This window comes from Microvirga makkahensis (assembly GCF_009830105.1).
Taxonomy (GTDB): domain Bacteria; phylum Pseudomonadota; class Alphaproteobacteria; order Rhizobiales; family Beijerinckiaceae; genus Microvirga; species Microvirga makkahensis.
This window is the reverse complement of record NZ_WURB01000031.1, coordinates 1-20,875: the sequence shown is the minus strand read 5'-3', so window position 1 is coordinate 20,875 and position 20,875 is coordinate 1. Positions and strand designations below refer to the sequence as shown.

General features: G+C 61.1%; 22 protein-coding genes and 2 pseudogenes. 18 read left to right on the top strand and 6 right to left on the bottom strand.

What is annotated here, in order from left to right:
• Positions 1-58 precede the first annotated feature (58 nt).
• Entirely contained in the window at positions 59-1,945 is a 1,887-nt protein-coding gene (locus tag GR328_RS23235; RefSeq protein ID WP_160888046.1) for a bifunctional sugar phosphate isomerase/epimerase/4-hydroxyphenylpyruvate dioxygenase family protein, read from the top strand.
• A 909-nt stretch (positions 1,946-2,854) separates the two neighbouring features.
• Here the strand turns inward: GR328_RS23235 and GR328_RS23230 are convergent.
• The gene (locus GR328_RS23230) at positions 2,855-3,343 is read right to left on the bottom strand and encodes a hypothetical protein (RefSeq protein ID WP_205790245.1); all 489 of its coding nucleotides are present in this window, start codon (positions 3,341-3,343) and stop codon (positions 2,855-2,857) included.
• A gap of 342 nt (positions 3,344-3,685) precedes the next feature.
• On the bottom strand, positions 3,686-3,919 hold the full coding sequence (locus GR328_RS23225; RefSeq protein ID WP_160888045.1) for a hypothetical protein: 234 nt from the start codon (positions 3,917-3,919) through the stop codon (positions 3,686-3,688).
• A gap of 359 nt (positions 3,920-4,278) precedes the next feature.
• Between GR328_RS23225 and GR328_RS23220 the strand changes: the two genes are divergently transcribed.
• The 16 genes from GR328_RS23220 to GR328_RS23150 all read left to right on the top strand — a co-directional run bounded on the left by GR328_RS23220 (position 4,279) and on the right by GR328_RS23150 (position 17,665).
• Positions 4,279-4,821, top strand: coding sequence for a hypothetical protein (locus GR328_RS23220; RefSeq protein WP_425487069.1), 543 nt, complete (start codon positions 4,279-4,281; stop codon positions 4,819-4,821).
• Positions 4,822-4,923: 102 nt separating this feature from the next.
• Complete coding sequence (locus GR328_RS23215) at positions 4,924-5,061, top strand: DUF3309 family protein (protein ID WP_160888043.1); 138 nt, start codon at positions 4,924-4,926, stop codon at positions 5,059-5,061.
• Positions 5,062-5,192: 131 nt separating this feature from the next.
• Complete coding sequence (locus GR328_RS28660) at positions 5,193-5,390, top strand: hypothetical protein (protein ID WP_425487071.1); 198 nt, start codon at positions 5,193-5,195, stop codon at positions 5,388-5,390.
• Between the two features lie 356 nt (positions 5,391-5,746).
• A complete protein-coding gene (locus GR328_RS26760) occupies positions 5,747-6,001 on the top strand; it encodes a hypothetical protein (protein WP_170304158.1) in 255 nt (84 codons plus the stop codon).
• A 116-nt stretch (positions 6,002-6,117) separates the two neighbouring features.
• Entirely contained in the window at positions 6,118-6,906 is a 789-nt protein-coding gene (locus GR328_RS23205; protein WP_160888042.1) for a c-type cytochrome, read from the top strand.
• Positions 6,907-7,271: 365 nt separating this feature from the next.
• Entirely contained in the window at positions 7,272-8,069 is a 798-nt protein-coding gene (locus tag GR328_RS23200; protein WP_160888068.1) for a gluconate 2-dehydrogenase subunit 3 family protein, read from the top strand.
• Between the two features lie 12 nt (positions 8,070-8,081).
• Positions 8,082-9,851, top strand: coding sequence for a GMC family oxidoreductase (locus GR328_RS23195; protein ID WP_160888041.1), 1,770 nt, complete (start codon positions 8,082-8,084; stop codon positions 9,849-9,851).
• Complete coding sequence (locus GR328_RS23190; RefSeq protein WP_160888040.1) at positions 9,848-10,732, top strand: c-type cytochrome; 885 nt, start codon at positions 9,848-9,850, stop codon at positions 10,730-10,732. The genes GR328_RS23195 and GR328_RS23190 overlap by 4 nt, the downstream gene beginning before the upstream one ends.
• A gap of 51 nt (positions 10,733-10,783) precedes the next feature.
• Complete coding sequence (locus tag GR328_RS23185; RefSeq protein ID WP_205790243.1) at positions 10,784-11,155, top strand: c-type cytochrome; 372 nt, start codon at positions 10,784-10,786, stop codon at positions 11,153-11,155.
• A 7-nt stretch (positions 11,156-11,162) separates the two neighbouring features.
• On the top strand, positions 11,163-12,146 hold the full coding sequence (gene coxB / locus GR328_RS23180; RefSeq protein ID WP_160888065.1) for a cytochrome c oxidase subunit II: 984 nt from the start codon (positions 11,163-11,165) through the stop codon (positions 12,144-12,146).
• 23 nt (positions 12,147-12,169) lie between these two features.
• Complete coding sequence (locus GR328_RS23175; RefSeq protein ID WP_160888066.1) at positions 12,170-14,719, top strand: cbb3-type cytochrome c oxidase subunit I; 2,550 nt, start codon at positions 12,170-12,172, stop codon at positions 14,717-14,719.
• 5 nt (positions 14,720-14,724) lie between these two features.
• Positions 14,725-15,090, top strand: a complete 366-nt coding sequence (locus tag GR328_RS23170) for a hypothetical protein (RefSeq protein ID WP_160888039.1) — start codon at positions 14,725-14,727, stop codon at positions 15,088-15,090.
• Between the two features lie 17 nt (positions 15,091-15,107).
• On the top strand, positions 15,108-16,019 hold the full coding sequence (locus GR328_RS23165; RefSeq protein WP_160888038.1) for a cytochrome c oxidase assembly protein: 912 nt from the start codon (positions 15,108-15,110) through the stop codon (positions 16,017-16,019).
• A gap of 364 nt (positions 16,020-16,383) precedes the next feature.
• Positions 16,384-16,590 carry a heavy-metal-associated domain-containing protein gene (locus tag GR328_RS23160; protein WP_160888037.1) on the top strand — a complete coding sequence of 69 codons (207 nt, stop codon included), beginning with the start codon at positions 16,384-16,386 and terminating at the stop codon, positions 16,588-16,590.
• Between the two features lie 45 nt (positions 16,591-16,635).
• Positions 16,636-16,815: a YqaE/Pmp3 family membrane protein gene (locus GR328_RS23155; protein WP_134495900.1), complete on the top strand. Its 180-nt coding sequence runs from the start codon at positions 16,636-16,638 to the stop codon at positions 16,813-16,815.
• A gap of 151 nt (positions 16,816-16,966) precedes the next feature.
• Complete coding sequence (locus GR328_RS23150; protein WP_160888036.1) at positions 16,967-17,665, top strand: IS6 family transposase; 699 nt, start codon at positions 16,967-16,969, stop codon at positions 17,663-17,665.
• Between the two features lie 57 nt (positions 17,666-17,722).
• Here the strand turns inward: GR328_RS23150 and GR328_RS27740 are convergent.
• The 3 genes and pseudogenes from GR328_RS27740 to GR328_RS23135 form a co-directional block, all read right to left on the bottom strand.
• Positions 17,723-17,935: pseudogene (locus GR328_RS27740) on the bottom strand (DUF4158 domain-containing protein); the annotation flags it as partial.
• Between the two features lie 391 nt (positions 17,936-18,326).
• Entirely contained in the window at positions 18,327-18,998 is a 672-nt protein-coding gene (locus tag GR328_RS23140; RefSeq protein WP_160888034.1) for a LysR substrate-binding domain-containing protein, read from the bottom strand.
• Positions 18,999-19,000: 2 nt separating this feature from the next.
• Positions 19,001-19,099, bottom strand: a pseudogene (locus GR328_RS23135) (DDE-type integrase/transposase/recombinase); the annotation flags it as partial.
• Positions 19,100-19,368: 269 nt separating this feature from the next.
• Between GR328_RS23135 and GR328_RS23130 the strand changes: the two are divergent.
• On the top strand, positions 19,369-20,505 hold the full coding sequence (locus GR328_RS23130) for a PQQ-dependent sugar dehydrogenase (protein WP_160888033.1): 1,137 nt from the start codon (positions 19,369-19,371) through the stop codon (positions 20,503-20,505).
• A 68-nt stretch (positions 20,506-20,573) separates the two neighbouring features.
• Here the strand turns inward: GR328_RS23130 and GR328_RS23125 are convergent, their stop codons facing one another.
• Entirely contained in the window at positions 20,574-20,750 is a 177-nt protein-coding gene (locus tag GR328_RS23125; protein ID WP_160888032.1) for a hypothetical protein, read from the bottom strand.
• Between the last annotated feature and the right edge of the window lie 125 nt (positions 20,751-20,875).

Below are 20,875 nucleotides of genomic sequence, written 5' to 3'. Positions count from 1 at the left end.
GAGTGCTCCGGAACGGCAACAAGCTCCCGCACTCCAGAGAAGAAATGGATCAACGAGCATGCGCACTGCCATCGCCACCGTCTGCCTCAGCGGCACCCTGACCAAGAAGATCGAAGCCATCGCGGCTGCCGGGTTCAAAGGAATCGAGATCTTCGAGAACGACCTTCTCTCCTTCAATGGCAGCCCCAAAGATGCACGAAGGATGATCGAGGGGTTGGGGCTTGCAACGATTACCTTTCAGCCGTTCCGGGATTTCGAGGGCATGCCCGAGCCGCAGCGGTCGAAGGTGTTCGCTCGGGCGGAGCGCAAGTTCGACGTCATGGAGGAACTCGGCTGCGATCTCCTGATGGTGTGCAGCAACGTCTCGCCGGACTCCCTCGGTGGAATCGACCGGGCGGCTGCCGATTTCCATGAGCTCGGGGAGCGTGCCGCAAAACGCGGCATGCGTGTCGGGTTCGAGGCCTTGTCCTGGGGGCGGCACATCCACGACTACCGCGATGCCTGGGAGGTCGTGCGGCGAGCCAACCATCCGGCGGTCGGGCTCGTGCTCGACTCCTTCCACATCCTGGCCCGGGGGACGGACCTGTCGGCGATCCGCTCCATCCCGCCGGAGAGAATCTTCCTGGTTCAGATGGCCGACGCGCCCAAGCTCGACATGGATTATTTGTCCTGGAGCCGGCATTACCGCTGCTTCCCCGGGCAGGGCGAGTTGCCCATCGACGAGTTCATGCTCGCGCTTCACGCAACTGGGTTCAGCGGCCTCCTGTCCCTGGAGATCTTCAACGACCGCTTCCGCGCGGGCTCGACGCGCAGCGTCGCCATCGATGGCCAGCGCTCCCTGATCGTCATGCTCGACGAACTGCGCCGGCAGACCGGAGCAGCCTTTCCTGGCCTCCAGGACATTCCGCCCAAGGCCGCAAGCTCCGGCGTCGAGTTCATCGAGTTTGCCGTGGATGAGCGTAGCGCCGTCGGGTTCGAGAAGACCTTGAGCGGGCTCGGCTTCCGCAAGGCTGGCATCCACCGCTCCAAGGCAGTGACCCGCTGGTGCCAGGGCGATATCAACATCGTCGTGAACGCGGACAAGGAAGGCTATGCCCATTCCTTCAACATCACGCATGGCACATCCGTGTGCGCCCTGGCGTTGCGGGTCAATGATGCGCCCGGGATGTTGAAGCGAGCCGTGATGCTGCTCGACCAGCCTTTCCAGCAGCCGGTCGGGCCTGGCGAGATGAACATCCCGGCGGTCCGCGGGCTTGGGGGCAGCTTGCTGTATTTCGTCGACCATAAGACCGGACTCGACCGGCTCTGGGAGGTGGATTTCGAACCCCTCGAGGGCGGTGACTTTGCGGGCGCCGGGCTCACCATGGTCGATCACGTCTCCCAATCGATGCATTACGAGGAGATGCTGACCTGGCTTCTGTTCTACACGTCGCTTCTCGAAGTGCAGAAGACGCCTGTTCAGACGGTGATCGATCCCGGTGGCGTGGTCCAGAGCCAAGCCATCGAAACCCGCGACGGCTCACTCTGTCTCATCCTGAATGCGTCGCAGAGCCGGCAAACGCTGTCGTCCCGCTTCCTGCACGACCTCTTCGGATCCGGGGTACAGCACATCGCGCTCGCGACCGGAAACATCTTCGCAACCGTCGAGCATCTGAAGGCGAACGGGATCGAGCTCCTCCCGATCCCCGAGAACTACTACGGCGATCTCGAAGTGCGGACGGACCTTTCCGCCGATGACGTGGAGCGCTTGAGGGCGGGCAACATCCTGTATGACCGGGAGGACTCCGCCGAGTATCTCCAGGTCTATACCAAGACCATGGAAGGCGGATTCTTCTTCGAGATTGTGGAGCGACGCAACTATCAGGGCTATGGCGCGGTGAACGCGCCAATCCGACTGGCCTCGCAGACGCGCCTCGCATCTGCTGCACTGCCTTCAGGTATTTGAGATCTGGCGCCGCCCTCGAACAAAACGGCATGCGCTGCGCAATTCGGCCCGGTTGCTTGCATGCTCCTCCGCACCTGCTGGGTGTAATTTTCGCCGGACGCCGCCGGGCATACGGATCGGCCTATGACCTTGACCAGTTCCCGGGCGACGAAGGATAGCTGCGTTGCTTCAGACGTAATGAGATTTCAAAGGTCCGGATCTGGCACATTCGAGACCAAAGCCCGAGGGCAGCAATCCTCACCAATCCAGAGATTCGGAAAGAGCGATGAACTTCACTGCCTGACCCATCTATGGACCGGCCGTGCGTCGCAAGGGAATTCAGGATGGCGAGGTTGGTCTTGGGCTAATGTATCCGGCCCTTTGTGGAGCACAGCTCCTGGCCATCATGGATATCCGCGCGCATCCGGTCTCATTAGGCGATCGTCCCGTCACGGCCAAATGGGTCACCAGAGCCCAGATGCGACGGCGCGACCTTCTCCGTCTCGTCTTCCTCCCGCAGACCTCGGCGAGCTCCTATCGGCTGATGGTAGAGGAGGGCGGGATCGCCCTTACGCTACCGCAGCCGCGGTTCGTGGTTCATACGTCCGGTTCTGACACAGCACGCTCCAGGCAATCCGGGCCAGCGTGTTGGTCAGAGCCGCGGCGAGCTCGTTGTGGTGCAGCCGTGTCTCTTGTTCATACCTGGCTGTTCTTTGACTTCATCGAGAAAGATGACATGCTCCATAATCTCGCGAACGGTGACGAGCCGGTGGTCATCGGAGGTGCGCACCTCCATACCCCTTGTGAATCCTGCTGAGATCAAGCATCGAATTTCTCCGGCGCAGGTGCGGATGGCATCCGTGAAAGCAGCGTGCCTGATGGCTCAACACCAGAAGGCCAGGAGGGTTCAAGGATGAGCGCCATGCAGGCCTAATGAGTTGCCAGGAGCAGGGCTGCGTAAGCCCCTGTTCCGAGTGCGAAAGCCGAAAACCGGCTCTCCCGTTCCTCGGGCAGCTCTTCCTTGGGCACGTTGAGGACGACGCCGCCGGCGAGGAAAGCAAACAAGGAGGCAATAGCCAGCGGCGGAAGCTCCGTCGCAAGCCCGATGCTCCCGCCGAGCAGCGGGGTCTCTGCCAGGACCCAGCGGCCTTCCGTGTCATAGGTTTTGCCATGATGCTCGCGCAGGCCTTGGTCATTGACAACGAAGTGCATTCCCATGGCAATGCCGTAGATGATGAGGCCGCGCAGGTCCGTCTCCTCCCTGTGCAGGAGAAGATAGCCAATCAGCACATTGTAAATCGCGAATGAGCCGAGATGGAGCCAGAAGGCTTCGCGTGACGGCCGCTTCTCCCGACCAGCCCGTTCCTCGTTCCTGGCCGAGGTGCGGACAAGGCGATCTAAGCCATAGAAGACGGCCAAGCCAAGGAGAGCAATTCGATAGGTGTGGCTCTCGAGGCCGAGAGAAAGCCACTGTTTTCCTCAGTCTCCTGGCGGAAGGTCTCCTGGCGAGCGGCGAGCTCCGGTAGAAGATGCACAAACACCTAGGCGACCGAGACCCCGCCCGCGAGAGACAACCAAGCGCTGCGGGGCGTCGTTCGCAGAAACACCATACTCTTGCCGAAGACATGCACAGCGGAGAACGAAAGAGCGATGAGGAGGACGAGGGTGCTTTGCGACTGCATCGTGTCCTGTTCTGCAGCAGAGATGATTTCTGCCACCGCATGCTCTCGGCAGGAGTTCTCGGGCGAGCGCAAGCAAGTCTTACTTATCGTCGCGACTCTGCAGGTGAGAGCGGATATCGTTCAGGATGACGAGGTTCGTCGCAAAGCCAAGAAATGTCAGACCTACCGCACCCGCAGCGGCTGCCGACAGGATAAGGAGAGCACGCAGCTCTTCAGCCCAGAATGCGATCACAAGGAGCCCTGCGCCAGCCGCACATGCCAATCCTCCCGCAAGCCGCAGGATAGAGATCATGATCGGACGGTTGAGACGCATGAGTCTACCCCTCTGCTCTGATGGGGTGAACCATCAGCACCGCGCCGAGTTGCCTCGTCAGACTTTTGTCTCGCCACGGGGGAGATGTCATGTTCAAAGGTCTTCTACTCTGGATGATTGGTATTCCGATCCCGATCATCATTCTTCTATTCTTGTTGTTCTAAACGGAGACCTGCTTATTGGAGGGTTGCTTTATGGCAAAGCATCACAGCTTTATAGTTCCGCTCTTTGCTTGTGCTCTGCTGCCCAGCGTGGCCCTATCGCAGACTCAGCCCTCGGGATGTGGCGATGCGGTTACGGTGCAGAGAGATGACACGCTAAGCAGCATCGCAGAGCGTTGCGACGTCACGGAGCGGAGCTTGATGAGGCTTAACCCACGCATAGAAGGATCCCGAGACCTTCGGGTTGGTATGCAGCTCGATGTACGAGGAGATGTCGACGAGGGGCTCGGGCGCCTTGGTTCCCTTGCGGGGCAAGCCGTCGCCACGTTGTCGGACTTTGCCCGCAATCTCGGCTCCTCAGCCCAGGATCTTCTCGACAGAAACCCGGATCTTCGCCAGCGTATGGAGAGCGTTGAGCGCCAGCTCCAGAGCTCCGGGACAGGTTCGGTCAAAGGCTCGGTGTCGGTCACTCCGACGGAGGTTGCCTCAGGTGAGACGCTAACAGTGACGGCACAGGGTCTGCCGTCCGATACCCCAGTCGTCATCGGTGCTGGTCGACGCCAAGCAGCCTATGAGATCATTGAGCGGGCGCGTACATCGTCTGATGGTACCCTTCGCATGAACGTGCGTGTTCCCGACTGGGCAGCGAATATGAGGCAGCTGGCAGTTGTCGTGGCTGCAGAGAACAGTGAGTGGAGTATTAGATCCGAGCCGATCACAGTGACTGGATCGAAGCTCTGAAGCATTTCTGAAGCATTAATTGACCCGGACGGAGCGAGCCGCTGGCAACGGCCAGGTTTGTTTTGGCGCTCTACATCGGCACCATGACAGGCGAATGATACGATGTCCGTGAGCGGAATCCTGATAGCTCTCGTGATCCTCTTCATCGTCGCCACAGTCCCGGTCTGGCCGTACAGCCGGAGCTGGGGATTGTGGCCCAGCGGGGCTGGCGGCCATCGTGGGTCTGCTGATCAGGAATAGTGCGGCCGTTGCTCGTGGCAAGCCGCTGAGTGCTACTGCTGATTTGGCTGGCTTGACCGGTGGAAACGGGTCGAGGTAGACCGACGTCCTTGCTTAACTTCGGCCTCTTGGCTAACGTTCGGATCTTCGCCATGGCGGCAGCTTGCGTTTGGTGGGCCGGAACTCGCCTGACGGGGTATCTGGATGCCATTGCAGATCGAACTGGAATTGGACAGGCCTTCGCAGGCATGCTGCTTCTTGGAGGTATCACCTCCCTGCCGGAGATAGCTGCCGCAAGTACCTCCTCCTGGACCGGAAATGCATCACTTGCCATCAACAATCTCCTTTGAAGCGTTGCCATTAACATCCTGCTGATTGCCCTTGCCGATGCGGTTCTTGGGCGAGACGCGATCACATCGGCAATAGGCAAGTCGACAACGCTCATGCAAGGTGTGCTCAGCATCACTGCCCTTGCTTCCGCTTACGGACGGCGCGCTCCCGGGCACACTGTCAGAGACGAGGGCGTGATGGGAGATGGAAGCCCGTCCGCTCCACAGTTTCGATCCTCGTTCAAGCAGGTGGCGCTTACCGGCCTCGGGGCTGGGCTCGTCGAGCTCCTACTCGTCGGTTTTGCGATGTCCTTGCCGGAGGTCAGCTCGATTACGGCTGCCGTTCGCATGAAACGCTATGAGATGGCCTTGGGGATGTGTTTGGTACAAACCTTCTCACGATCGGGCTGCTTCTGCTCGCAGATGTATTCTACGCAGGAGAGCCTGTCCTCAACACCGCCGGACGATTTGAGGCTGTCGCGGCGCTCCTGGGTTTAATCCTTACCGCTGTTTTCGTGATCGGACTTCTGGAACGCAAGAATAAGACCTCCCTGCGCATGAGGTACGACGCTTTGGCCGCGATCCTCATCTTCGCGGGCGGTGTTATTCTGCTCTACCTTCTTCAAATGTAAGATCTGAGGTCGGGAGCTAGCATCTATCCAAGGCGCGAAGCGACGGAACAACTTGGCGGTGGCAACGTTTGTCTCCAAGGGCCAGGAACAACCTAACATCCAGGAGCGGCATGCTCATGCCCCGCTTCCTCATTCGCTTTGCTCTTGCGCCCGCAACGGGGATGCTTCTGCTTGCAATTGGGTATGCCCAAGATGGGCAGGTGCCAGATCCTGCCGTCGTTCATCCGAGCGGAACCGATGTCGAACGCGGCCGGGCAATCGTGGTGGCCGCAGCCGGCGTTGGGCCGAGCGGCGCGTGCTTTCAGTGCCATGGTATGGACGGCGAAGGCGATGCTGCGGCAGCTTTCCCGCGCCTGAGCGGGCAGGTCTACAAGTACCTCTATGATTCCATGAAGGATTATGCCTCCGGCGCTCGGCAGAACCCGATCATGACGCCCATCGCGCAGAGTCTCTCTGAACAACAGATCCGTGATGTCTCAGCGTATTACGCAGCGCAGGAGCAGGCTCCCTTCGTTTCGCCGGAAGCGGCTGATCCAAGGCTCCTGCAGCACGGCGGAGCTCTTGCGGCTATTGGGAGTTCCGAGCGTGGCATCCAGGGCTGTATCAACTGCCACGGTCCCGCGGGAGCAGGTTTGCCACCGACCTATCCGTACCTTGCAGGCCAGTACGCAATGTACATGGAGGCGCAGCTCAATGCCTGGAAAGGGGGAACGCGCAAAAGTGACCGCCTCAGTGCTGTCGCCATGGAGGACATCGCCAAGCGCATGACGGACGAGGATATCCGTGCTGTTTCGATCTATTACGCTTCGATCCGCCCACAGACGGTCACCCCCGAACGGCTTCAGGCTGCGAGCCCCATGGTTCCCTCCCCACCGGGTGCGGTCCAGCGCCCCAATGCGAGGTGAGTGATGATGTGTGCACGTCGAATTATTCGCGCCCTGAGCGTAGGCCTGCTGCTGACCAATGGGGCCATGGCCCCAATGGCCTTCGCTCAAGGTACTGACTCGAGCACCAATCCCGCTCAGTCGGATAGCCGATCCCAAGTCCAAGAGGGGGAGGCTCGGCAGAAGGGGCAGGTTGCGCACGTGGGCGCGGGCACGACAGAGACCTCTACCACCGGTCATAGTGGACCGACGCAACCCTCGTCAGGCCCACCCAGCGAGATCAATACGCCCCCGCTGCCCAGTGCGTCCCTGTGCGATTCCTACAAGGACACGCCGGCTCACCAGGGCTGCCTTCAGATTGTCCTCCGGCAGGAACAGAGACCCCAATGAACGATGCCATATCACGCCGCAATCTCCTGAAGGTGGTTGGGGCTGCCGGCGCAGCCGCTGCTGTTCCCAGCTCGGCCGGTTCCGCACCCCAGCAGATCGCCCAGGTTCACGCACCAGCGCCTGCGCAACCGGCGCAAGGGGCAACTCCGCCGGTTTCCACTCAGCCGCAGACAGACGCTCTGTTCTTCTTCAACGATCAAGAGGCACGGTTCGTCGAGGCGGCGGTCGAGAGGTTGATTCCCGCCGATCCGGAATGGCCCGGCGCTGCGTGGGCGGGCGTGCTGTACTTCATCGACCGTCAGCTTGCCGGGGCCTACGGTTCCGGCGCCAAGATGTACCTGAAGGGTCCCTGGGTTCCCGACGCCCCGCCTCAGCAGGGCTACCAGCTTCGGCACACGCCGGCCGAACTCTACCGCATCGGCATTGAAGAGACCCGTCAGCATTGCCGCCAAGCCTACAACGGCCGCGAGTTCTGGGACCTGGGCGAGACCGTCATGGACGAGGTACTCAAAGGTCTTGAGAGCGCCCAGATACAGCTTCCCTCGCTCCCTGCGCCGGTCTTCTTCGAAACGCTGCTCGCCAACACGGTCGAGGGCTTCCTGGCCGATCCCGCCTATGGCGGTAACCGGGACATGGTGAGTTGGCGCATGATCGGCTTCCCGGGCGCTTACGCGCAGTACGTCGATCTCGTCGAGCTCTACGATCTGCCCTACACGCGCCCGCCGATCAGTTTTGCGAACTCGGCCGCACGGCAGGCCCACATCGCGGGCCACAGTCACAATCATAACCAGTAGGGGAGGGCGTCAATGGCGGTTCGCATGAGGCCGGTCGATGTCGCTCTCGTCGGAGGGGGGCTCACCGCCGCGATCTTGGGCAGGGAGCTTGCTGAGGCGGGATACACCGTCGTTGCCCTCGAACGCGGGCAGATGCGCGATACCGTGCCCGACTTCCAGTCGCCCACCATGCACGATGAGCTGAAGTACGATGTCCGCTACGCGCTCATGCAGGATCCAAGCATCCAGACGCTCACGTTCCGCAACTTCGTCGGCCAGCAGGCGCTGCCGATGCGCCAGCTCGGTTCCTTCCTGCCGGGCGAGGGTGTTGGTGGCGGGGCGGTCCACTGGAACGGTCAGTATTGGCGCTTTCAGCCGGAATGGTTCAGGCTGAGAAGCTGGGTGAATGAGAAGTACGGGCAGAGTCACCTGGGTCCAGAGGTGACCATTCAGGATTGGGGTGTCACCTACGACGAGCTTGAGCCCTTCTATACCTTCGCCGATAAGGTGCTCGGCATCGGCGGAGCTACAGGCAATCTCAAGGGGCAGATTCAGGAGGGCGGCAATCCCTTCGAGGGACCGCGCAGCGAGCCCTACCCGAACCCGCCCATGAAGAAGAGCCATTCGGGCCACCTGTTCGGCCAGGCGGCTGCTTCACTGGGCTACAAGCCGTTTCCGGTGCCCTCGGCCAATGTGACCCGGCCTTATACGAACCCGTATGGTGCCGAGCTCAAGCCGTGCATGTATTGCGGCTTCTGCGAAAGGTTCGGCTGCGAGCATTTTGCCAAGGCGAGCCCTCAGGTCTGCATCCTGCCCTCGGCGATGGCCAACAAGAACTTCGAGCTGCGCACCCGGGCTTATGTCACCCGTGTCGAATATAACCGGCAGGCGAAGGTGGCGACCGGCGTCACCTACATCGATGCGCAGGGGCGTGAGGTCTTCCAGCCCGCGAACATGGTGGTGCTTTGCGCCTTCGCACACCACAACCCGATTCTCATGCTGCAATCCGGGATCGGCGAGCCTTACAACCCGGAAACCCGGATCGGCACGGTCGGGCGCAACTACACCTATCAGACCATGACCGGCGTCAACGTGTTCTATGAGGGCGATAAGCGCATCAACCCGTTCATGGGTGCGGGCGCCTTGGGCACGGCCATCGACGAGTTCAACAACGGCAGCTTTGATCACTCTGGACTCGGCTTCATCGGTGGCGGCTATGTGGCGGCCTATCAGACCTCGGGCCGGCCGATCTATCATCACCCGGTTCCCGAGGGTACACCCCGCTGGGGACTTGAGTGGAAGCGCGCGGTGGCTCGGCACTACAACAGCACCGTCAGCATCAGCTTTCACGGCTCATCGGTTCCGCACCCGAACAACTACATCGGCCTCGACCGCACCTACACGGACGCATTTGGACAGCCGCTCGGCATGCTCACCTTCGATTTTCCGCATAACGACAGACTGATGGCCCGGCACATCACCGGAAAGGTGGTGGAGATCGCAAAGGCAATGGGCGGAAACCGGATCTCCGTCGGCTGGCTCGACGACCACTATTCCATCGTGCCCTACCAGACCACCCACAACTCGGGCGGAACCATCATGGGCACCGATCCGAAAACCAGCGTCGTGAACCGTTATCTTCAATCTTGGGACGCCCATAATCTCTGGGTCATGGGCGCCAGCGTGTTCCCGCAGAACGCGGGCTACAATCCGACAGCCACAGTCGCCGCGCTCACCTATTGGGCGGCCGACGCCATGATCAAGCAGTACCTGAACAATCCAAGACCATTGGTGCAGGCATGACCCGGGCGATACCTCTCGCGCTCGGCATCGCGATTCTTGCCGCCACGCCGGTCTTCTCGCAGAGCCAGACTCCTCCTGCAGGACCTTCGGGAGCGCCCGACATCATCCGCGGCCAAGAAATCGCCTTGGGTGGGTTGCGCGATCGGCAGAACGTCCCGTGCATCCAATGTCATGGACTGGAGGGCGCCGGCAACTCGAGCGGAGCCTTCCCGCGCCTTGTTCCGCAGAGCGGCTGGTATCTCTACAAGACGCTCCAGGATTATGCCTCGGGTCTGCGCCCCAACGAGATCATGAGCCCAATCGCCAGGAGCCTGTCGGACCAGGACATGCAGGCTGTGGCGGCCTACTACGCTTCCATTGAGAATGCGCCCGCCCTGCCTCAAGCGGAGGTGGATGTGCGAACCTTGCAGACAGGCGGAGCGATCTCGGCGGTCGGCATCCCCGAGCAGGGCGTTCCACCATGCGCCGGGTGCCACGGCGCGAACGGGCGCGGCGGACAGATGATCTATCCGGCGCTCGCGGGCCAGTATGCCCCCTACACCGAACTCCAGCTCCGCCTCTGGAAGGAGGGGCGGCGCGACGGCGATCCCATGAACGTCATGGAACTCATCTCCAAGGCGATGACGGACGAGCAGATTCGCGCCGTGTCGCTCTATTTCGCATCGATCCAGCCGGGATATAGCCCGCAAGGAGAGCAGCGGCCTGCCGGACCCAGGCAGAATCCGCAGGTTTGGCAGGGACAGCTTGCTCCTCTGCCTCCGAACGCAACTTCGTCGACACGAGGGCTGCAAAATGTCAAGCCGCCGTACTTGCCGGAGGGACAAGCCGGTCCAGGTATGGGGAACGCCTCTACCGATGACCAGATCAACCGCTCACGATAGGGACTGCAGCGAAGTATGGAGATGCAGCACCTCTCACTGAGCATCGGCAGAATGGGCATCTGGAAGTGCGCCGCTGCAATATTCTTGCTCGCTGTCGGAGCGTGCAACGAAAGCGAAGTTCCGGCCGAGCAGCGTGTGGTCGGAGGCAATCCAGAGAGGGGCAGGGCCATCATAGACGCCGTCGAATGCGGCGTTTGCCACATCATTCCGGGTATTGCAGGCGCACATGGAATCGTTGGCCCGTCTCTCGAGAAGTTCGGTCACCGCCAGCTCGTGGGCGGAATAGCCCCGAACCATCCGGCTATCCTCACGCGCTGGGTGAAGGATGCGCCCTCCATCGCTCCCAATACCGGCATGCCTTCCCTGCCGCTCACCGAAGATGAGGCACGCCATGTGGCGGCCTATCTCTATACCCTGCGGTGAGCGCATGATGGTATTTCGCGTGACCCTTGTCCTCATCGTCCTGTCGCTCTTGAGCGGCTGCAACACGCAGCAATCCGCATTTCATCCCGGCGGTCCCCACGCCGACAGAGTCGAAACACTGAGCTGGGTCCTGTTCATCGGAGGAGGGCTCATCTTCCTCCTGGTGATTGTGCTGACGGCCATCGCGATGTTCGTTGCGCCCGAACGGCGACAATGGATGACGAACAGGCGCTTCATCATCTGGCTCGGGATCGTCTTTCCGGTCATCACTCTCACAGCGCTTCTTGTTTATGGCTTCACGGTTGCCCGGCATCTCGTAAGGCCTGGATCGCCTGCGCTCCGCATCGAGGTGGTCGGCGAGATGTGGTGGTGGCGGGTTCATTACTTGGACGCACAAGGCACGCAGCGCTTGGTGAGTGCCAACGAAATCAGGATCCCAACCGGCCAGCCGATCGAGTTCGTGCTGAAAGCCGAGGACGTGATCCACAGTTTCTGGGTGCCGAGCCTGGCGGGCAAGCTCGATATGATCCCTGGGCGCACGAACGTCTATCGCTTCGCGGCAGATCGCCCTGGCATCTATCGGGGGCAATGTGCCGAATACTGCGGCGACCAGCATGCGCTCATGGCCTTCTACGTTGTGGCCATGGAGCCGAATGACTTCGAAGCATGGTACGCTGCTCAGGTCCAGCCTGCCGCCGAGCCAATGGTTACGCAGCTCATCCAGGGCAAGGAGCTGTTCCTGCAGAACGGCTGCGGGGCCTGTCATGTGGTGCGTGGTACGCCCGCAAACGGAATATTGGGACCTGATCTGACCCATGTCGGCAGCCGTCTGTCCATCGCCGCAGGAACGTATCCAACCAACGTGGGCACGCTCGCCGGCTGGATCTCGTCATCGCAGCACCTGAAGCCCGGCAACCTCATGCCCTCGTTCGGCAACCTGCGGGGCGAGGAGCTTCGCGCCATCGCGGCCTATCTGGAGAGCCTCAAGTGAGCGATACGACCTGGGAAGGCGGAATGGCGGATACCCGCGAGCAGAAGGAGGCTGCTCCGGTTCAATTTCCCAGCCCGGTGCCGCGGCCTGAAGATGAGCTCGACGAGCTGAAGCGGATCTGGCGGGCCCCAAGAGGGATCCACATCCTGTCGGCGGTCAACAACACCTATGTGGGCCTGTGGTACGTCGGTGCTGCCCTGATGTTCTTTGTGCTGGCCGGAATTCTTGCCACCATCATGCGCACGCAGCTGGCACAGCCGGAAATGCGCCTGGTCGGGCATGAGCTGTACAACCAGCTCTTCACGATGCACGGCACCGTCATGATGTTTCTCTTCGCCGTGCCCATGGTGGAGGCATTCGGCGTCTTCCTCCTGCCCAACATGCAGGCCGCGCGGGACCTGCCTTTCCCGCGCTTGTCGGCTTATGCATTTTGGGCCTACTTCATTGGCGGAACGGCGTTTTTCACCAGCCTGTTCTTCGGCCTTGCGCCCAATGGCGGCTGGTTCATGTATCCCCCGCTGACAAGCTATCAGCACTCACCGGGGATCAATGCGGATTTCTGGCTTCTCGGCATTGGCTTCATTGAGATCTCCGCCATAGCGGGCGCTATCGAGATCATCGTGGGTGTCTTGAAGACGCGCGCACCGGGGCAGAGCCTCGACAAGCTACCGGTCTATTCCTGGGCCATGCTGATCTTCGCCCTGATGATTGTCTTCGCCTTCCCGGCGGTGATCCTCGCAACCCTTCTGCTCGAACTCGAACGTGCTTTCCATTGGCCGTTTTTCATCGCGGAGAGAGGCGGCGACCCGCTCCTGTGGCAGCACCTGTTCTGGTTTTTCGGTCATCCGGAGGTCTACGTCATCTTCCTGCCCGCAGCCGGCATGGTGTCAATGATGGTGCCCACCATGGCGCAGACGCCGCTCGCGGGCTATCGGCTTGTGGTGCTGGCCATCATCGGAACGGGTTTTTTGAGCTTCGGCCTGTGGGTGCACCATATGTTCACCACAGGTTTGCCTCAGGCGTCACTTGGCTTCTTTTCGGCCGCCAGCATGGCGGTCGCTATTCCAAGCGGCATCCAGGTTTTCGCGTGGATCTCCACCATCGCGTCAGGCAAGTTGCAGATGCGCACGCCGACCTACTTCCTCCTTGGATTCCTGTTCATTTTTACGCTCGGCGGTCTCACGGGCGTCATGGTCGCCATGGTGCCCTTCGACTGGCAGGCGCATGATACGCACTTCATCGTCGCTCACCTGCATTACGTGCTCATCGGCGGCATGGTGTTTCCCATCTTCGCCGCCTTCTACTATTGGGCGCCCACTGCCTCAACACGGCCCTTGTCCGAGCGGCTCGGCAAGTGGTCGTTCTGGTTTATGTTCATCGGAGTGAACGTGACGTTCTTCCCTTTGCATATCGTGGGCCTGATGGGCATGCCCCGGCGCAACTATACGTACCTTGCCGAGATGGGATGGGGGCCCATCAACCTGATCGCGACCATCGGCGCCTACATGATTGCCGTCGGCGTGCTGATCTTCCTGATCGATCTCGCGAAAAACTTCCGGCCCTTCCAGGGCGATGCTGGCAACGTATGGAATGCCGGAACCTTGGAGTGGCTGCCGAGCGGCAATTACCAGACCCGCTCCATTCCGATCGTCACCAGCCGCGAGCCGTTGTGGGATCAGCCCAACCTGGCGCGTGACGTGGAGGCGGGCCGCTACTATCTGCCGAATGCTCCGACGGGTGGCCGCGAGACCATCATTACGAGTCCCATTGATGCCCGGCCGCAATATGTCCTGCAGATGCCGGGGCCGAGCTGGCCGACCGTCCTTGCGGCGGTGTTCACGGCGGTGTTCTTCCTGGGCCTGACAGTCAAGCTCTATATTCCAGCTTTCACATGCGGTGTCCTCGCCGTCGTCATGGTGATCTGGTGGATGTGGGATTCGGATCCGGGACCAAGCTCTCCGTCCGTCGATATCGGCGGCGGCCTTCATCTCCCGACCTATGTCACGGGCCCGATGAGCCATTCCTATTGGGCGATGATCGTGCTCGAACTGGTGGCCGGGACCACCTTCGCCTGCCTCCTGTTCTCCTACTTCTTTCTCTGGACCGTGAACCCCGAGATGTGGCCGCAGGCAGGCGGGCTGCCGTCGCTCGGCTGGCCTGCCGCATCAGCCGCACTCTACATTGTCGGTAGCGCCGCGATGTTCATCGGCGGGCGCTCCCTTGCCCGTGTGCCGGAGCGGAGCGCATGGCCGATGCGTCTGCTCGCCCTCCTGGCGATCCCGGTCTTCGTGGGAGCCGTGACCCTCGAGATCTTCGGGCAGCTCTCCACGGGCCTTCGCCCATCGGAGAGCGGCTACGGCGCGGTGGTTTACACCATATCGGCTTGGCAGGGCTTCTTTGCCGCTGTGCTGGTCATCATGGTGCTCTATACCATCGCGCGCTCTCTGTCCGGCCGACTGAATGGTGTGCGACGGGCCACCTACGACAACACCCAACTTCTATGGCAGTACGCGACAGTCCAGGGCCTCATCGGCCTGATTGTCGTCCATGCCTTTCCTCGTCTGCTGGGGTAGGCGCGATGGGCAATAACGATTTCATCCGCAAATCGCTGTTCATGACGGGCGGGCTTCTCGTATGGGCGGCGCAGTTCACGCTGGTTTATGTGTTCAATTCCCTGGCCTGCGCCCGCCGGTTCGCAGGGATGGAGCTCATGGGAATCGGCATCGTCCCGTTTGTCGTGACAGGCATAACGCTGGCAGCACTTCTCGCGACAGCCTTGGTGTTCCTTCTCGCTCTGCGGCGTCGAGGTCCAGCCTATGCTTCGCGGGATAACAGGCCCGTCAACGACTTCATGCGCTATACCACCATGACCATTGCTGGGCTTTCGTTCGTCGCCATCGTCTGGAATGGCATCCCGGCCCTGCTGGTGCCGCCATGCGGTTGAGCTGCCTGGCTTATTCCTTGCTGATTGTCATTGCCGCCGGTCCTGCGGTCGCCCACGGTGATGGCATGCCCATCGGGCCCGATGATCTATGGCACCACTGGACCTTCGACCCCTGGATATGGGTGCCGCTCGTCATCGTGCATTGGCTGTATGGACGCGGCGTTCTGCGCCTGTGGGCAAAAGCCGGATGGGGCAGGGGCATCTCCATGGCTCGCAGCGGCGCTTTCATCGGTGGTGAGCTCATCCTCGTGATCTCCCTTATCTCGCCCCTGGATTCTCTTGGCGAGACCCTCTTCTCGGCGCACATGGCACAGCATACTCTCCTTGCTGCCGTCGCGCCGCCGCTTCTTCTCGCCGGGTTCCCGGGCGCTGCATTTCCCTGGGCGCTTCCACGAGGCTTTCTCACGACAGCAGTGCGAACCGGCGGCGTGAGGTGGGTCGCGAGAGCGTTATCCTGGATCCTGCGCCCCTTGCCTGCCGCTATCGTGCACGGCGTCGCCATGTGGATTTGGCATGCTCCGGTGCTGTTCGATGCAGCGCTCGAAAGCTCATTGCTCCATACACTTGAGCACATCTCGTTCTTCGGCACGGGACTTCTCTTCTGGCAGAGCCTGGCCCTCTCCTCCCGAAGCACCGCAGGTGTTGCGTTCGGTATCGCGGCTGGATTCCTGACGCTGATTCATAGCGGCTTCCTCAGTGCGCTCATTACCTTCGCGCGCGATCCTCTTTATGAGTGGTACCTTGATCGGACGGCGACGTGGGGAATGGGGGCTCTGGAGGATCAGCAATTCGCCGGCCTGCTCATGGGCGTTCCGATGGGCATGGTCTATCTCCTGGCGTGCCTTGCTCTCGCCGCCCGCTTCCTGGAGCCGACGCGCTCGTCCCCGGAGCTCGCCCGAACTGCGGATGTGAAGAGGGTTCTGCCATAAAGGAAGACTGCAACGAGCGTAGCCCGCCTTTACGCAGGGCCAATGGAACACCGCTGTCCGGGATGAGTTCCCTGCCAAGCAGTTTTCGCAGATGAACTGGAGGCAGCCCATGAACACCCCTAAGACAGACGACTTTCGGCTGGAGCGGAGAGACGATGGCTTGGCTGTCGTCTTTACACCCACAGGGCAGACCTACACTTTTGCGATGGGGAGCGATGGCGCGCTTTTGGAGCCAACTGTGTCGCCAGCTCAAACCAATGCTGCGGATTACGCTGATGGCGATATCCGCAAGACCGCCACGGAACTCGCGCGGCTTGCAGTTTCGGGGTCTCCTCGAACGTAACAGACTGAACAGGAGAAGGACATGCGGACCTATAAGGTGACCGGAATGACCTGCGACGGCTGCGAGACGGCCGTCTCTCGTGCAATCAGGCAGCGGCCTGGCGAGGATACTTCGGTCGAGGCCGATGCAGGCAAGAGCGAGGTGCGGGTTTCGGAATCCGCTGATCCGCAGATCGTCGTATTTGCAATCGACAGCGCTGGTTACGCAGTCGAGAGCGTCTCGGACTGATTATTCCCGCTCTCACGAGCTTTGTGCCTCATATTGGAGCAAGTTATGGGCAATGTTCTGCGCGTTATCCTTGCCATTCTTCTTCCGCCCGTCGGCGTATTTTTCACGGTTGGCCTCGGAGGTCAGTTCTGGCTCAACATCCTGCTGACGATCCTGGGCTATATTCCGGGAATTGTGCATGCGGTCTGGATTATTGCCCGACACCGTCATCGAGCGGCATTGTAGGAGCACTGGCGCGATGAGCCTGTGATCCCGCCTCTTCTCGCCACTCGGGTTCAATGCGTACGCAAGTACTTCGACGAGAGGTGAGAGTACTGTCGCAAACTCATCAGTAACTCAGTCCGGTCTACGCCTCCGGTGGCTCCGGAGGTGCGCGATGCTCAAGGGCAAGCATTTTGATCGGTCGGTGATCCTGCTGTGCGTGCGGTGGTATCTCTCCTATAGCCTCAGTTTACGCGACCTTGAGGAGATGATGGCCGCACGCGGGATCTTGGTCGATTACGCGACCATTCACAGATGGATCGTGCGCTATTCGCCCGAACTGCTTGATCAGTTCAATAAACGCAAGAGAGCGGTCACTGGGAGGTGGCACATGGACGGAACGTACATCAAAGTCCGTGGGCGTTGGCTGTATCTCTATCGCACGATCGACAGCAACGGCGACACGGTCGAGTTCTGGTTCAGCGAGAAGCGCAATTTGACCGCCGCTAAGCGGTTTTTGCACAAGGCGCTCAAGCGGCACGGCCGGCCCGAGGGGATCGTGATCGATGGTAGTCAGACCAACAGGGAAGCCATCCTGTCCTGTGATACGACAGACCGGCTCCAGGATCGATCAGGGCGCAAACTGAAGCCCATCCAGATCCGGCAAAGTCGCTACCTCAACAAGCGCATCGAACAGGACCGTCGCGCCGTCAAGCGCCGAGTTCGACCAATGCTCGGCTTCAAGTCGACTACCACGGCCCACGTGATCCTGGGTGGGATTGAGATGGTTCACATGATGCGCAAGGGACAGGCGAAGTACGCCCGCAATCTACATCTCTCGCTCGCCGAGCAGTTCGAGCGGCTCGCCGCCTGACGCAGAGCGACATTCTTTTCCTTCCTTCAACTTCAGCCAGGATCCGCGACAGAGCCGCGGATCCTCGCCCATACCCAAGACCCGGCCGGGATAGCGCATAATGCAGAGTTGCACTGCATAACCGAGCTGATTGTGAGGACGTCGGCGGACTTCGGCTTGGAGACGATCCCGCGGAGACAGAGTGTAGTGCCTGATCAGGCTTTCCTCATCGTCTGGAATACCGAGCAGGGCCTGGCGTTCGTCAGGGGTTAAGAGTTTCCGGCGTGCCATCGATCGCCTCGCAGATCGTCGGCTCAATCGCTCCTGAGGAGCCGGACATTGGTGCGAGATCTACGAACCCCATACAGCTGCTACCCTCCGAATCCACACGTTACGTTCTGGGTATCGTTACCAGCAGGGTTCCGGCTAATCGCCGAGAGCGCCGGGCTGCTACCTCCCAGCAGGCGCGCTCGGCGCCGGACGATGGGATCGTCAAGGAGTGGAAAGGCGAGTTCCCAATCCGTTTTATCTTAGCGTATAATTAGGAACAGATCTTGCGCTGGCCCCATGCTGACCCGACGCAATGGACAGGACCGCAGGCTTCTGGAGATCGCCGCGAGCGTCGAACGCGAACTGGCTCGGTGATGATAAGAGCTGCCCGCCTCGTGATTTTGAAACGCGCTCAGGGGCTCTCTCTGAGTTCCGCTTCGAGATTCAGCATCGGATATTCCGCGGCGATCTCCGCCAGATCCTCGTGCAACTCCGAGAGGATCCAGTCGCAGATGTGGGACACGATCGGCGTGTGCGGTCTCGCGCGGGCACGCACAAGGTGGCAGAGACGTTCGATTTTCATCAGGTCCAATCGCGCCGGCACCAGCGCCTTCGTGCGCAGCCAATGGGCGACTACGTTTAGCCATCCGAGCGCCACGCCCTGTCCCAGGAGCGCTGCCTGCACAACGACGGCATAATCGGAAAAGATCAGGGAGTTGAGGGCCTCTCCGCCGCGTCGGGGTGAGAAGAGCCCGGACCAGTCGGGTTGGGCGTTGCTGAGGTTGACCACCGTGCCCACAGCGACTTCGGCGCCCTGCTCCTCGCGGATGTGCTGCTCCAGGTAGAGGGAAGTGCAGATTGGCAGTAGAATTTCCGGCATGACGAACACGGCCTCGTGCCGCTCGTCGGAGCCGCTGACAAAGCGCATTCCAAGGTCGACATCGTCAACGGGCCCGCCGAGCGGCCCGTTCAGAAGCTGGAACCGCAAGTCGACGGATGGAAAGGCCGCCTTGAATTTCCCCATCCGCGGCATCAGCCAATGGGTCGTGAAGCCCGTCGAGACGGACAGGGTCACGGTTTCCATTTGCGCTTCTCGCTGAACCAGAACTCGACCGTGTCGCCGTTGCTGTCGATCGCGCGATAGAGATACAGCCAGCGCCCACGGACTTTGATGTACGTTCCGTCCTGGGGTACGACTCGCTGGCCGCCATCGTGCTCTACATCGCGGGACTTGTGGTGCTGTACGTGCTTGACCAGCGCAACACAGGTAGCGGGGGCCGAAATCCCTGTTTTTGAGCCGGTCAGGTCCCCCGAAGACCGCTCGCGTTATCGCTGCGCCACCGCGTTGGATGGGATCCAGACGCTCTCGTTCGCACCTTCGTGACCGGCTGGTGAGGATCGGAACAGGCTGTTGTGCGTTGGCGGGCAAACTCATGATGTCTGGGAGCCCAGCCATGCGCAGATCCGTCGCTCTTGCTTTCGCCCTTACTGCCGCCCTTGGCGCCGCCCATGCGCAGGAGAACCGCGTCCAGACGGTGACGTCCCAGACCGGCAAGGTTCGGGTCGAGACCATTGCATGGGGACTCGAGCATCCTTGGGGGCTGGCCTTCCTCCCGGATGGTCGCATGCTGGTGACCGAGCGTCCAGGGCGACTGCGGGTGGTGTCAAAGGACGGCCAGATCTCCGAACCTTTGTCTGGCGTGCCCAGGGTCTTCGCACGGGGGCAGGGCGGCTTGCTCGATGTGGCGCTCGCTCCGGATTTCGGCTCAAGCCGCCTTGTTTATCTCTCCTATGCCGAGCCGGGTGAGGGTGGCACTGCCGGAACCGCAGTGGCGCGGGGGCGGCTCAACGATGCCGCCTCAGGGCTCGACAACCTCCAGGTGATTTTCCGGCAGCAGCCGAAGGTCGAAGGGCCCAATCACTTCGGCTCGCGGCTTGTCTTCACGCCTGACGGGAAGCTCTTCGTCACGCTGGCTGAGCGCTTCAAGTTCGATCCGGCCCAGGATCTCGCCAATCACCTTGGCTCTATTGTGCGGATCAATCTCGATGGGACGGTGCCGAACGACAATCCTTTCGTCGGTCGCCAGAACGCCCGGCCCGAGATCTGGTCCTACGGGCACCGCAACATCCAGGCTGCGGCTCTGCACCCGCAGACCGGTGCGCTCTGGGTGGCCGAGATGGGTCCGAGAGGTGGGGACGAGTTAAATCGCCCCGAGGCGGGCAAAAATTACGGCTGGCCCGAAGTGAGCTGGGGCCGGCACTACGACGGGCGCGACATCCCGGATCCTCCCACACGACCGAACTTTGCCGGCTCGATCCATCAATGGACGCCCGTGATCTCGCCGTCCGGTATGACCGTCTATACCGGTGAGGTGTTCCCCTCCTGGCGTGGCTCGCTGCTGATCGGGGGCTTGAGCGCATCGGCCATTGTGCGTGTCACCCTTGACGGTGAGAAGGTCACGAGTGAAGACCGCATTAACCTGAACGCCCGGGTCCGTGACGTGCGCCAGGGCCCCGACGGGGCTGTCTACGCGCTGACCGATGCGGATAGCGGGCGGCTTGTGCGATTGACGCCAGACGATGGGTCCTAACCCGACCCAGGCGGCGATGCCCGGAGGATTAGGATTCCCTAAGCTCAGATCATTCGGCTTGCGTAGGCTCACCTTGCCTTCTGCACGGCGTCATCACCTGGTGCTTCTTCACCCGGAATGCTGGTGTCCACCCCCAGAGTCTGTTGGACCCAGTGCTTCTTGATCAGAACGGTGATCGCCACCGCCAGCGGCACCGCAAGGAAGATGCCGGGGAAGCCAAAAAGCAGTCCGAATGGGATCGTCAAGTTGTTGAAGTAGGATACACCGATCCTGGTTCGGGGCCGGATTAGGCACCAGTGACCTCTGCCCAGACGCGGAAGGCCCGAGCGCGAGCCTGCCGACGATCGGAAGTGTGGATGGTGACAGGATG